Source organism: Chryseobacterium sp. UNC8MFCol (assembly GCF_000482305.1).
In the GTDB taxonomy this organism is placed as follows: Bacteria; Bacteroidota; Bacteroidia; order Flavobacteriales; family Weeksellaceae; genus Chryseobacterium; species Chryseobacterium indologenes.
In genome coordinates this window covers 290,210-304,387 of record NZ_KI535291.1, presented here as the reverse complement: position 1 = coordinate 304,387, position 14,178 = coordinate 290,210, and the positions used below count along the sequence as shown (strand labels likewise).

Genomic DNA, 14,178 nt, shown 5'->3' with positions numbered 1-14,178 from the left:
GATGCCTTTCGGCATCCTTCTTATTTTTATTCTGTCCATGCTGGTTTTTCTTCTCCTTTCAAATGGTGTCCTAACCATTCCATCGTTTTTTGAAAAAGATCCTTCGAACTCGACCTGGAAGCTATATAATGTCCTTCCTCTGGATATATGAGCAATGTAGCCTCTTTTTTATTTCGCTTAAGCCCGATATAAAATTCCATCGATTGCCCCCACTCAACATTCAGATCTTTTTTTCCTGTCCATAACAAGATGGGTCTTGAAACATTTTCCACATAATAAACTGGATTATTGCGGAAATAAAGTTCCTTATCTTCCAAAAAAGAAGTTTTTAAATTAAATTGTCCGTTTTCATACTGCCAATAAAGCGGACTCATATAATGAAAACTCATTGAAAAATAGGAGCGAACAATATCACTATATCCTGAACCTGCTATGTAGGTTGCAAATCGATTTGAATGGGTTGCAACAAAATTGGTGATGTAACCTCCGTGCGAATGACCAATCATCCCTATCTTATCAAAATCTATTGAATTGTAACCACTTATTGCATCAAGAGATTTATTCACGCAGTCCAGTGCCGATATGCCTGTTCCCCGTTTATCAAAAACAATGTCAGGCATATAAACGAAATATCCTTGTTCCAAAAGAGATCGGATATCAAAGCCTTCAGTTATATTTTGTTCCAAGAATACCGGGTATTCATTGCGTTTGTCACTTTGTATCTCATACACATGGACGATCAATGGATAGCGTTTAGATGGAATATAATTGAGAGGATAATGCAATGTCCCTTTAAGATTAGCATGCTCACTGTTTTGATAATGAATGGTTTCTATTCGAAAATCTGCTTGTGCTTTATCCCCTCTATTTGACTGATAAACTACCTTCTTTTTTTCTGACCTGCTCAAAGTGATCAATTGCTTAGGCAGATTATAGTTTTCTTCTGTAAAAACGTAACTGTTTTTTGAAATATCAGTTTTCTGATAAACCAGTTTTGAAGTGGTAGTTTTAATCAGAGGTAAATATTTTGTATTGGTTTTCTCATAAAATGATTTCACTAACGTAGATGGATCATAAACTTCAAACATAAAACTATTCTCATTAAGCCCTCGACTACGAAAATTGATTTCTAAAAGATAATTTAGAAAATTGCCTGAATAGTCATAGGTAAGAATCTTGTAAATTCCCGGTTCATCTCTGTAACTGAGTTTAAGATGATCTGTTTTTATATCGTATTCCCAAAGTCCCTCCGATCCGTCAAATATGATCTTGTTATTTTTTGTAAAATAGACATTGGCAAAAGAGTTATCTTTAATCTCTGTATACTGTAACGTATTAATATTTAATAGTTTCCAAAATTTATTTTTTTTATAAATTATATACTGACCACCCGGCGAATAAAAAGCGATTTCTTTTATCGTATCAACATATTTAAATTCTTCGTTTCTTTGATCAAATCTGTAAACTTTTGATGAAACCTGTTTTGTCGTATAATCCTGCATTTGGGAAAAGCTGAACGTCAAAAAATAGTTGTCATTATTGATATCTACGACTCTCTCTAGGTTCTTAGTTCCCAACTTAAGAATCTTTTTTTCTTCTGGTTGCCAAAGAAATTGACCTGGTACAGTATTTTTAAATTTCTGTATAAGATTGTTATCTGATGTTAACCAAACTTCAGGATCAGAAGATTGTCTTTTGACCTTTGTCTTTTCCGTAGTGATTATTATGCTTCCATCATTTCTTTGGTATCCGGTAGCAGAATTAAATTGAGGCTTTAGTACTTGCGCAAACTTGAATGTTTTTTTTGAAAACCCATTATAATATACAATGTCTTGAATGTTTCCATCTTTTTTTTCAAAAATTAGTAAAGAATGATTTCTGAGAAACTTTACACTAAATATAGTATTAGGTGTTTTGTACAAAGATACGATGCCATTATTTTTTAAGTCAACTAGGTCATACTCAGTTCCATTTTTAACTTGCATACAAATTGTATCATCATGAAAAAAAACGTTAGAAACTAATCCTATCTTATCCAGTAACTGTTCATTTTTCAAATCATAGACCTTAACTGTGTCAGAACTGTATAGTGCCAATAAATGATCTTTAGGAATCATTCCAAAGCTTTTACATGCAGGTAATTCCCATTGTTTATTTTTATTATAATCAAAAACTTCTGTATGGTCATTATACTTCAGCACTAGTCGGTCGTTACTCCACTTGTGATCTTGTACTTTTACTTTCTGATATTGCTTGTCGGGATTGTTCCGATTTACGATCACAAGAGTATCACTGTTGTCATCATACACTTTATAAAATGCCAGCCACTTGCCGTCTAATGAAGTATCTTTCAGATTAATGTCATAGTTATCATATTTTTCTCTCGATGCCATTTCACTTTTCTCCTGAGAAAATACTTGCTGGATTAAGAAAAACAATACGAATATTAAAAAAGTTTTCATCAGTACCCGAAATTTTGTGGATTAAGATTTGGATTAATGACCAGTTCTTTTTCCGGAATAGGAAAAGCACTGTGAAAAGTTTTCCAGCTGGGTTTTGTTAGAGGAAGCAAGGTTAATTTTTTAAATCTTTTTAGATCATAGAATCGATGACCCATTTCTGCAAAAAACTCATGTCTTGATTCTTCCATCATTTTATCAATGAGCCCATCTTTTGAAAGACCAAAAGGTAAAGGACTAAGTCCTGCTCGCTGTCTGATTTTGTCAACAGCTGCTTTAGCTTCAGATAGTTTATTCTGTTGAGCCATGCATTCAGCATATAAAAGGTACACTTCCTCAATTCTAAAGATGACGGAGTCTTCGGTCGAATTGGCATTGACAGGATTCTTATACTTCAATGGACGGAAATAGGTTTTCTGATTGATTACTGTAGAAATTATCCAAGCCTGCTTTCTTAAATCTCCTGTTTCAAAAGAATTGACTAAAGCATCTGACAGCGAAAAAGATGTTGGCAGACTTGTTGTAAAATTGAACATGATAAATTCTTTTGTCGCATCCGTTGAGTTCGCCGGCTTTAACTGCCACAAAATGTGCTTTCCTGTTTTAATAAAAACCTTACTTAAATCAGATTCCCAAGTGTAAAGCGGTGATTGAATAATCTGGGATAACAGAATTTCTGCTTCACTCCATTTGTCATCCATCATTAAAACTTTTGCCAGTAATAGCTCCGCCGTTTTTTTATTGATGTAGATTCTTTCCTGATTAGCATATTGGTCATTCAGAATACTAATGCTGCCTTTCAGATCATTTTCAAGATATGACATAAGTTGGCTCTTCGACATCTTTTTTAATTGACTGTTGTAAACATAATCCGTTGTATCGGTATACGGAATGTCATCAAAAATCTGTGACAAGTTGAAATATAAAATCGAGCGTATAACCGTAGCTTCTCCAATTAATCGATCTTTGTTTGCCTGTGAAATAGAGGTTGATTCCCTTACACCTTTAATAATTGAGTTTGCATAATAAATGTGTTTATATGCTCTCGACCAAAAATTGTAGATAATCGTATTGCTTGGAATCTGTACATTGTTGTAAATATCAACAAGACCATTCTGAACGTATGGGGAATAACAGTTGAGATCATCCGTATACGTTCCAAGAATAGCAGCTCCACCTGTCGCATCTCCTGAAATCATCGAGCTGCTCCAAAGTTCGGCGTACAGTCCTGCAAGGGCGGCATTGGCTGATGAGACATCTGCAAACACTTCCGTGTTTCCAATTTGATTATAGGGAAGTTCTGTATTGATAAACTGTTCACATGATATCGATCCCAACAGGACTAAGCTTATTGAAACACTTTTCAATGTATTGAATATATTATTTTTCATTTTTTTAATTTTAAAAATTAATCTGAGTTCCTATGGACCATGTTCTTAAGGGTGGTAAATATCCTGTGGCAACAAACTCTGGATCAAGACCGAAATAGTTTGTCCATATAATCACATTTTGACCCTGAACATAAATCATCACTTCAGAGATAACAGAATTTTGAAGGGGCAGCCTGTAATTAAGCTGGATATTTTTTAACCTTATCAATGATGCATCGCCAACAGCTGCTGTACTTCTCATAAAATTGGTATGCGCAGCATTTTTTGTTGCATTTACACCAGTGGTGTACGGCATGTAATAACCGTTTGGATTATTCACAGACCATACATCAGAAACCACCTGCGGTTGATTATTCATCGTTCCGGGAACTGACATATAGCTGTGGTAGTTATAATTTCTCTGCTTTGTAAACTGGAATAAGAAGGACAAATCCCAATTTTTATATCGTAATCTGTTAGACAACCCTCCATAAAATTTCACTGAAAGATCTTCAATACTTTTATTGTCATCAGGGGCTGAGATTTTACCGTCTCCGTTAACATCTGTAAATGAGTAAAGTCCCGTTAGTGGATTAACGCCCGTAAAATTGTACAGTTTTACAATAGATGTGCTGTAACCTACTACATACTGATTGGAAAAAGTGGATCCTTCCAGATTAGGAAATGCTAGAAGACGATTTTCGGGGATCGTAAGATTGAAATTGGATTCCCAAGTAAAATTGTTGGTTTTAATGGGTGTAGCTCTGAATTCAAACTCCCAACCTTTGTTCTCAACAGTTGCCGCTAAGTTAGCCTGAACGGATGTAAAGCCCGTAGTAGCCGGCAATGGAAGTCCAACGAGTTGATTATCTGATCTGTTTCTAAACCAGGAGATATTCATTCCAATAGCATCAGAAAAAAATGAAGTTTCAAGGGCAAATTCCAGCTTTTTTGTTTTTTCCCAGCTAAAGTTACCATTGAACAGCCTGGTGGGTACAAGCCCTACTACTCCATTATAAATACTTGATGAAGCTACTGAATAGGTGTCTCTGAATTGAGCATCACCAATATTATCACTTCCTGCAATACCGTAACTGCCTCTCAGTTTCCCAAAACTTAACCATTTTCTGTCTGCCAAAAAGTTCTCTTTGGAAAATAACCAGGCTGCTCCTATGGCTCCAAAGTTGGCGAATCTATTATTGGGTCCAAATCTGCTGGAACCATCTCTTCTTGCGGTAAGATTAACAATATACTTACTGTCAAATTGATAGTTTATTCTTCCGAAGGCTGCAATATATTTATAATCTGTGGAAATAATATCCGAGAATATTTTTGTTTTTGCTGCATTAATATTCATCATTAATGCATTGCTTTCAAATCCTGAACCCTGAATAGAAGACTGTTTTGACTCCAAAGAATTAACAGTAGCTCCCAGTAGAACACTGACTTTATTTCTTCCCAACACAAAGTCCCCGGTAATCTGTGGTTCCACGTTATATGAAAATGAGGAAAATGAACTCGTGAAGGTACTTGACCCATTTGAACTCGTAAAGTTAAAGGCAGGATTATACCTTGTATGAGGTCGCAGGTTAAATTCTTCAAAATTCTGATAATTGAATCCTGAATTAATGTTAAAATTAATGTTTGGAAAAAGCTGATAAGACACATTTAAACTGTTGCTGATCTGCTTGGTATCGTTTTGATAAGTAGCTAATGTTGATGCTATGGGATTGGTAAAGGTGTTATTTTGCCAATTCAATGAGCCATCAACATTATAAAGCGTAGGAGCATTGGGGCTCAAAGACAAACCGATATTGGTCATATCTTCATTAATGACATTATTGAACTGCTGCGAAAAATTATTTGCAAGAGCAATATTCAGCTTTTTATCTTTCGATCTGTGGGTAAATCCCATTGATAAAACATTATTCTTATACTGATAATCAGCTGGGTAAACCGTTGTCTGTTCATTATGGGTAACATTGATCCGGTAAGTCCATCCGTCTGAGCCTCCCGATAGTCCCACATTGGTATTCGACGTTGTTGCTGTTTTACCTGTTAATTCTTTCTGCCAATCGGTAGAGCGGGATTGATCCCATGCACCATTGATATCGTAAGCCGTAGCCGGCAACATTAAAATATTGTCATTGGCAAATGCAGATTTTCTCATCTGGATGTATTCTGCGGTATTCATCATTTTCATCCTTGATGCTACACTGCTGAAAGCCAGACTTGAATTAACCGTGATACTGGATTTATTCTTAATTCCTTTTTTAGTTGTAATTAAGATCACACCATTAGCTCCCCTGCTTCCATAAATAGCAGTGGCATCAGCGTCTTTTAAGATTTCCAGGCTTTCAATGTCATTGGGACTTATGCTATTCAACGGGTTGATATTTCTGAATGGTAAGATCTGTGCAGAAAATGTTGAGGTAACTGATGTGGCCATAGGCACTCCGTCTAAAACATATAGAGGCTGATTTCCGTCCACAGGACTATTGGATAGGGTTCTGAGACTGTTTCTTCCTCTGATCTGTACATCATAACCGCCACCTGCAACTCCTGTGCTTTGAGTAATGTTAACCCCTGCCATTCTACCCTGCGCCGCTGAAAGAACATTGGTGACTGGCTGATTCTCTATATCTTTTGCTGAAACTTTGGCGATACTACCGGTTCTTTCTCTGTCTCTAACCTTGTAGTAGCCTGCGTTGAGAATAACTTCTTCGATTCCCTTTACTTTCTGTTCTAAGCTGACATTTACGACGGTCTGATTATTTGCTGTAATTTTTACTTCTGCATAATCAGGATGTCTGAACAATAGGATGGGATTTTCTGTATTAACCTCCATTCGGTAGGTTCCGTTATTGCCGGTAATGGTTACTTGGTCGCTTCCTTCCTGAGAAATGACAACTCCCGAAAGTGGTTTGTCTGACGAAGTTACGGTACCGGAAATGGTGCGTGTTTGAGCCTGTGTATTGATACTTACTGTTGTCAGCATAAGGCCAAAGAAAATACCTCCTATATTGTAATAGGATTTTTTCATAGATTTGTAAAGGTTTTTAATTTAATTAATAACTGATTTCAGCTCTTTCCCTTAGGTCTCCAAACTGTATGGGAAGGGGCTTTTTCTTTTTTCTTCTGATTTTAATTTTGCTATTGTTGATTCATGTGGATAATGTAAAGACTTTCCTAATGCCTTTTGGTATGAAAAAGGACTGGTGAGGTTCTGCAAGCAGTGACCGCAAGGCACCGGAAAGAATTTAATATGAATGAAATCTGTGTCCCAAGTTGGCATTTTATTGCCTCAATAGGTTGTACCCTCCTATTGTATCGTGCATGATACTATTTTGTAAGCAGGGCTTAGATTGTAATGTAGAGTGAACGAACAGCATTGGAATTAAAAACAGCGTGGACTCACTACATCATCGCTTGTACTAGAGGTATCGCCAAACACCTTGCAACAAACTCCGTAAGTGAGCCCACGCCGAAGCGTGAGCTACTTTACTTATGGTCTCGTTGCATTTGTTTTGAAAATTGGCGATTTTCTAGTACGAGGTTCTAAGCAATAGCTTCTATAATTCTTTGAAGTATCGCAAAATTACTTTAATAAGTAATTTGTTCCAAATATAATAAAAATATTTATCATTACCGAATTCGGTAATGATAAATATTGTAATAAATGTGAAATTGCAATAAACAGTGCAATTATGAGTGAATTTAAGACTAACGAAATCAAGAAATTAGTCGCTGAAAGAATTAAAGAAATTAAAGGTGATATGCCTTATTCTAAAATTGCGGCCAAGTGCAATATTACCGCGGCGCGAATTAGTGATGTGTCAAATGATAAGATAGATTGTCAATTAAGCACTTTTATTGAAATAGCAACTGGTTTACGTATTCATCCTAAGGAGCTATTTGACATAGTTTTTGATTTTAAAGAATATTATTCAGAATTAGATAATTGAATCTTAATGAGAGTTTCGAGTTTATGGAAGGCTAAAAAAAATGAATGAATTATTTATATGTATTAGCAAACCTGAAGCAATTTTTAAATTTAATTGAATAAAAAACAATAATTATCTTAATATATGAAAATAATCGATGAACTTAAAACTGGAAACATTTTTGAGCTGGCAAATACGAGTCATATTCCTATCGAAAGTATATTTAGCACAAAAGATTAAAAAAAATCTCTAAGAATTCCATTTTGTCAATTTTATCTACTAAAGAAAATTACAATTATTCAAAACCGAAGTTAATTTGATGTTATTTTACCTACCCTACTAAATTGGATAAATCTTAATTTAAAACGTGTATATTTTCTAATAAGATTATTGAGAGGAGAGAACTAAAAAAAGTTTTTGCATATAAATTCCTTGGAACATACAAAGTTATTAAACTGAATAGAATGCTTTGATTTTTATACTTTTGCAATACCTGTCAATGGATGAAAAGGTAAAACTTAATTAAAAACTAAAGTTGTTGACGGTATTAAAACAGAATTGAATTTTAGTATTCAATCTAAAAAAATTTGCTATAACTAATGATTACTAAAGAAATACTCGAAAAAAGACAAATTGGTATATATATAGCCACACTTTTAATAAGTGCTATTATTGGACTGAATTGGGGTAATAGCAAAATTCTTGAGACACTATACAATTGAACCAGTTATTGGAATTTTGCTTTATAGTATGTTTTGTCAGATACCATTTTTGAAACTAAAAAAAACATTTCAAAATCCGTCTTTTTTTAAAGCTCTTTTACTTGGAAATTTCGTACTGATACCATTACTTGTTTGGGTTTTAATAAATATATTTCCTGTAACAATTGTAATTAGTGTTGGCGTTCTTTTAGTTCTTTTGACACCTTGTATAGATTATGTAATTGTATTTACGTTCTTAGGAAAAGGTGATTCTCAATCTGTCCTAGCTTCAACACCCTTATTATTTATCATTCAGATGTTGTTGTTACCCTTATTTCTATGGATTTTCTTGGGAAGAGAAGTAATCAACATAATCCAAATTACTCCTTTTGTTAAATCTTTTATTTACTTGATAATTATACCTTTTATATTATCAGTTTTAACGCAGACAGCTTCAAAAGCTAACAATAAAATAGGAAATACAATAATGGACTTTTCGAGCTGGTTGCCAGTTCCATTTATGGCGTTGACATTTTTTGTTGTTACTGCGTCTCAAATTTCATCACTTTACAATAATCCTGAACCGATTTTAACTGTTATCCCTATTTATATTGCATTTGCCATATGTGCGCCATTTATTGGTATGCTATCATCCAAAATATTTAAGGTAAATCTTTATGGAACAAGGGCAATAGCTTTTTCGACAAGTACGAGAAATTCATTAGTTGTTTTACCTCTAGCACTTTCTCTTCCTTCCCCCGATAATCAATTAGTTGGAGTGGTAATTGTAACTCAGACCATTGTAGAAATTCTCTTTGAACTGATTTATATCAAAATTATTCCTTACATTATAAGAAGATAATCGAATTAGCTTTGCAGTTAATTTGAAATCTTATTATATTTTAAAAAACGAGTTAAGAAGTTTCTTTGCATTCTATGCAAAAAACAAGGTCGCTTTGATTGTAAAAATTTAGATATTTGTATAAAAAAAAAAATATCTTGTCCTAAAAGACCAACAATTTTTCAGATATCTTAATAAAAACATCACAAAGTAATGATATCAAAACACTAATACATCTTTTTGTTTTTATATCTATACCTAGATTACTTATATACAACCTACATCTCTTTTACTCAAGCTAAGAAACAGTCTTCAGCTATCAATCTCGATAATTCTGTTTCTAATTTTGCAATATTTAACTATGAAATCAACTCATTTAGTTCCGAAACATTGATTTTTTTTTAAATCAAACAATGCACACAGATCAGCGGTTTTCTGAAACTGTTATTTGTTCTGAAAATAACTATGCATTGTTTGAATTAGTATAATTAAGGTTCTGTTATTGTAAACATTTTTAATAGTTCATTTTTCCAGCTGCTATTTAGTATGTAAATGCCATTCCTACACCAAAACCCATATCACTATCATAATGTGTACGGATACCAATGTTTTTGGTAATGATGTATCTAAGTTCTGCCATATATTCCATATCAGTGTTTACCATAAAGCCTGCTCTTAATCTTTTTGAAATCGGAATATCTTCACGCATTAATGACAGACGTACAATGCCATCGTGATAGACTTCTGCCTGAAAATTAACCAACATTGGCAAAGTGTACATAAAACCTAGACTAAAAGCTCTGCGTGTATCTTTTTCATTTTTCTGTCCAAATAAATTTGTTTCGTGCTCATCCATACCCATTTTTCGGTAACGCCAATCATAACCGATGAATGGCATAAACCATTGCATTTTACCAATGTATCTACCTAAGTGTGTTTCTACTTCATAACCGTGCATATCATTATAACCTAGACGCCATTCTGTACCTAAACTCCATCTTGCGTTCTGAAGCATTGCGTCACCATCATTTCCATTGGTTGCAAAATCATTCTGTGCCATAAAATGAGGCATATTACTCTCTCGCTGCAACATATTATATGCCTTCTCTTTGTCAGGTAAATTAGGATTTTGATAATCGTCCACTGCAAAAACTCTGTTCATTCCGGACATCATATGATAAAGGATATGACAGTGAAAAAACCAATCTCCTTCTTCATTCGCTAAAAACTCAATGGTATCTGTTTCCATCGGCATAATATCCAACACATTTTTCAGTGGAGATTTTTCGCCTTTACCGTTAATCACTCTGAAATCGAACCCGTGTAAGTGCATAGGATGTCGCATCATAGAATTATTATAAATGGTAATACGTAGAATTTCACCCTTTTTGACAGGTATTTTATCAACTTCTGAAAGAATTTTATTATCCATACTCCACACATAGCGGTTCATATTTCCGGTAAGTGTAAATTTTAATTCCTTTACCGGAGCATCTTTGGGAAGTTCTGTATTATAGGGCGATTGTAGCATTGCATAATTCAGGGTTTTGATTTCTCCTAAAGCATTTGCATTGTAACGGTTGGGGTCGTTATCCATATTCATACTCTCGTGCTTGCTATGGTCTGGTTTTTTCCCTGACAATCCCGTAATTTCAGGATACATCACAACATTCATATCCATTTGATTCAGGCTCATTTTCATTCCCATATCATCTAAATCACCATTCATCTTCATCATATCGTTCATCATCTTCATCCCTTCAAAATATTTCAATCTTGGAAGCGGTGATATTAATTGTTTGATACCATTACCCACAAAATAACTTGCTGATTGTGTGCGGTCTTCGGTAGTGGCCGAAAACTCATAGGCAACGCCGTCATCAGGAATGGTTACTACAATATCATAAGTTTCGGAAACTGCAATGATTAATCTATCAACCTCCAGAGGCTCTACATCGTTTCCATCATTGGCGACTACTGTAATTTTACCTCCTGCATATCGTAACCAAAAATAGGATGAAGCCCCGCCGTTTGATACCCTTAGTCTTACTTTATCTCCGGCTTTTAGTGCTTTTCCATCAACGGTTTTTAAATCGGTAGTAGGATTACCGTTGATTAATATCTTATCATAATAGACATCGCTTACGTCCATTGCCAACATACGTTTCCATTCATTGGTTAATTTTGTTTTAAAATGTCCTTCTCTAATAGCTTCCGCATAAGATTGTGTTGCTCCTTTTTTTATAGCCGCCCAATCGTTGGCATTATGCAGCATTCTATTAATGTTATTGGGATTTAAATTTGTCCATTCGCTTAAAATGATGGGCACAGTTGGCAAATCATCTATTCCTTCTCTAAAGGTTGTATCATCATCACGCTTTTTCATTATAAAACTTCCGTACATCCCAATCTGCTCTTGCAAGCCCGAATGTGAATGATACCAATGTGTACCGTGTTGGATAATTGGGAAACGATAAGTATAAGTTGTACCTGCCTTAATGGGCTTTTGAGTAAGCCAAGGCACGCCATCTTCCTTATTGGGTAAGAACACACCGTGCCAATGCAATGATGTGCTTTCTTTTAATTGGTTATGTACTACAATTTCGGCTGTATCGCCTTCAGTAAATGTTAATGTAGGCATTGGAATTTGACCATTTACGGAGATGGCTCTTTTTTCTTTACCTGCATAGTTTACAAGGGTATCTTTAACAAATAAATCGTAGCGAACAGTTTTTGGTGCAGTGGCTTCTACCCTTCTTTTTAGAGTTCGAGGCATTTCAATAGGCATCGACATATTCTGCATTTTGTCTACCTTTTTTGGCTGCTCCTTTGTGAGATTCGGCATTCCAACGTTCTCTTTGTTTGATGACTGTTTTACCGTTTTAGCCTTTTCTTTTATTAATTTCATACCACACTTTGGGCAGTTACCTGGTTTCGTGGCATGTATTTCGGGATGCATTGAGCAAGTATAAGTTATTTGCTGAAACTTTTCTTTACTCATATCCATAGCTTTCATATCTTGTGCTTGTAAACAGGAAAATGCAGAAAGGATGAATAATATTAGTGTTATCTTTTTCATTGATTATTTTTATTGATTTTAAAAAAATTGCATTTATGGCAACATTGCGTGGTTTTCTGCTTTATATTTTACGCATTGTTTTTAATTTATGGTCGAAAGGCTATCGGCTGTCTTGCTAATCCAATCTATGACGATTTTTTTTTGCCCCCGTGAAAGCTTTGCATTGCTATGCAATATTTTATAAGAAGCTAACGGCATTTCATCGTTTTTAATTTGGTTTGCTATTCCTTCCAATTTACTTATTTGCCTTCGCCTACCTAAATTGCCAAATTCACTAAAGTTTAATTTTTCTTTTCCTCTACCAATATGCCTTTTCATAAACAATGCCATAGGTTGAATATCCGAATACCAAATATTTCTTGTGTTGTTACTGTGGCAATCGTAACATGCATTTTGTAAAATGCTTTGGACATTTAATGGAACGTCATAAACTTTTTCAAAATCTGTTTCGTAAACCTGCCCCTTGTTTACATTGAGGGCAGGCTGGTAAAACTGTATAGCAATAAAAATAAACAGCACTATAGGCAAAATTATCTTTAATACTTTTTTCATTTTAGAATTCCTTTTTCACAGAACCGCAGGTAAGCATTTGGCTACCGTAATAAGGATTTTTAATTACCTTTGCTTCGCTAATCCAAACAGCTCCTTTACCATCATTATACATTGGGCAGAAGTCTTGATACAATTTTTGAGTAGAGCCAAACAATGTGATAAGGTCTGAAATATCTTTACTCATTAATGCCAAATGCTCTCGTTGGTGACCTATTTTTCCGGCATTGGCACCAATATGTTCGGCATGTTCTTTGGCATCGTCAGCAATGTCCATATATTTTTTGTACTTGTCGGCAGGAATGGCTTTCATATTTATCTGATTAAATGTTACCAATAATTGCTTACCTGCATTGGCTGCTGCTTTATCATTATCTCCTACAAGTGCATTTTTTAATGCCAAATAATCTTTTATTATGGGCGCTATAGAGAAGTTTTGAACCTTGTCTTTTACATCTTGTTTTTCAACTTTTTCCGTCATCGTGTCAATTGATGCAGTTGTACTTGCTGTATCGCTTAGCGTTTGTGTTTCAACTGGTAGATTTTCGGAATTAATACTAGTATCATTAGCTTTTGTTTCCGTATTTTTATTTGATGACTCGTTGCACGAAATTGTGGCAACTGCAATTGTAGCCGTTCCTATGATGGAGAATATTAAATTTTTCATTTTAATGATTTTAAATAATAATGTGTAATTTTTTTGTTATTTATTTTCAAATTCTTTAAGCTTTCGCTTCATAAATTCGATTTCTTCTGCTTGGGTTTTGAGTATGTCTTTTTGCAACTGTATCAGTTCGGGGTCAGTAAGGTTTGCTTTTTCAGACATTAATACTGCCGCTGCATGGTGTGGGATCATACCTTTTACAAATTCATTATCACCAACAAATAACTGCTTCCGAATACCAAACCATGAAAAGATACCTATTGCAGCTGAAAGTATGATAATACTCCAATTGATTTTCGTGTTTTCGTACATACCCTTCATTATCCATAATTCTATTATCAACATTGCAGAAACCATTAGCAAAGTCATATATAAATTATTAATGTTGGGTATAAGATTGTTTAATCCATCAATCATTGCATACATTATAAAATACATTGCTGCGAACATAACAACCGCCATAATTGCAAAGCGTTTGTACATTGCCAAAGAATGTTTAACACTATGTACTTCATTTTTAATACTAGGTTGCATTTCGTGTTTGTTTTCAATACCTTCCATAATTCCGTGG

The 14,178-nt window shown here is 34.5% G+C and carries 9 protein-coding genes; 2 read left to right on the top strand and 7 right to left on the bottom strand.

The genetic code is table 11. The features are described from left to right. Positions 1-26 precede the first annotated feature (26 nt). The 3 genes from M030_RS0119145 to M030_RS0119135 all read right to left on the bottom strand — a co-directional run bounded on the left by M030_RS0119145 (position 27) and on the right by M030_RS0119135 (position 6,872). A complete protein-coding gene (locus tag M030_RS0119145; protein ID WP_185097404.1) occupies positions 27-2,117 on the bottom strand; it encodes an alpha/beta hydrolase family protein in 2,091 nt (696 codons plus the stop codon). Between the two features lie 344 nt (positions 2,118-2,461). Beyond that, on the bottom strand, positions 2,462-3,850 hold the full coding sequence (locus tag M030_RS0119140) for a RagB/SusD family nutrient uptake outer membrane protein (protein WP_002981180.1): 1,389 nt from the start codon (positions 3,848-3,850) through the stop codon (positions 2,462-2,464). A gap of 10 nt (positions 3,851-3,860) precedes the next feature. Further along, positions 3,861-6,872 (bottom strand): SusC/RagA family TonB-linked outer membrane protein, encoded by a 3,012-nt coding sequence (locus M030_RS0119135; RefSeq protein ID WP_002981181.1) that lies wholly within the window; start codon positions 6,870-6,872, stop codon positions 3,861-3,863. 664 nt (positions 6,873-7,536) lie between these two features. Here M030_RS0119135 and M030_RS0119130 point away from each other — a divergent pair. Both M030_RS0119130 and M030_RS24545 read left to right on the top strand, forming a co-directional pair. Further along, a complete protein-coding gene (locus tag M030_RS0119130) occupies positions 7,537-7,794 on the top strand; it encodes a hypothetical protein (RefSeq protein WP_002981182.1) in 258 nt (85 codons plus the stop codon). Positions 7,795-8,475: 681 nt separating this feature from the next. Continuing rightward, positions 8,476-9,336: an arsenic resistance protein gene (locus tag M030_RS24545; protein WP_002981184.1), complete on the top strand. Its 861-nt coding sequence runs from the start codon at positions 8,476-8,478 to the stop codon at positions 9,334-9,336. 520 nt (positions 9,337-9,856) lie between these two features. On the opposite strand, the gene M030_RS0119120 is transcribed toward M030_RS24545, so the two are convergent. The 4 genes from M030_RS0119120 to M030_RS0119105 form a co-directional block, all read right to left on the bottom strand. Beyond that, entirely contained in the window at positions 9,857-12,394 is a 2,538-nt protein-coding gene (locus M030_RS0119120) for a multicopper oxidase domain-containing protein (protein ID WP_002981185.1), read from the bottom strand. 81 nt (positions 12,395-12,475) lie between these two features. Further along, positions 12,476-12,946 (bottom strand): heme-binding domain-containing protein, encoded by a 471-nt coding sequence (locus tag M030_RS0119115; protein WP_002981186.1) that lies wholly within the window; start codon positions 12,944-12,946, stop codon positions 12,476-12,478. 1 nt (position 12,947) lies between these two features. After that, positions 12,948-13,610 (bottom strand): DUF3347 domain-containing protein, encoded by a 663-nt coding sequence (locus tag M030_RS0119110; RefSeq protein WP_002981188.1) that lies wholly within the window; start codon positions 13,608-13,610, stop codon positions 12,948-12,950. Positions 13,611-13,646: 36 nt separating this feature from the next. Further along, a complete protein-coding gene (locus tag M030_RS0119105; protein ID WP_002981191.1) occupies positions 13,647-14,168 on the bottom strand; it encodes a DUF305 domain-containing protein in 522 nt (173 codons plus the stop codon). Between the last annotated feature and the right edge of the window lie 10 nt (positions 14,169-14,178).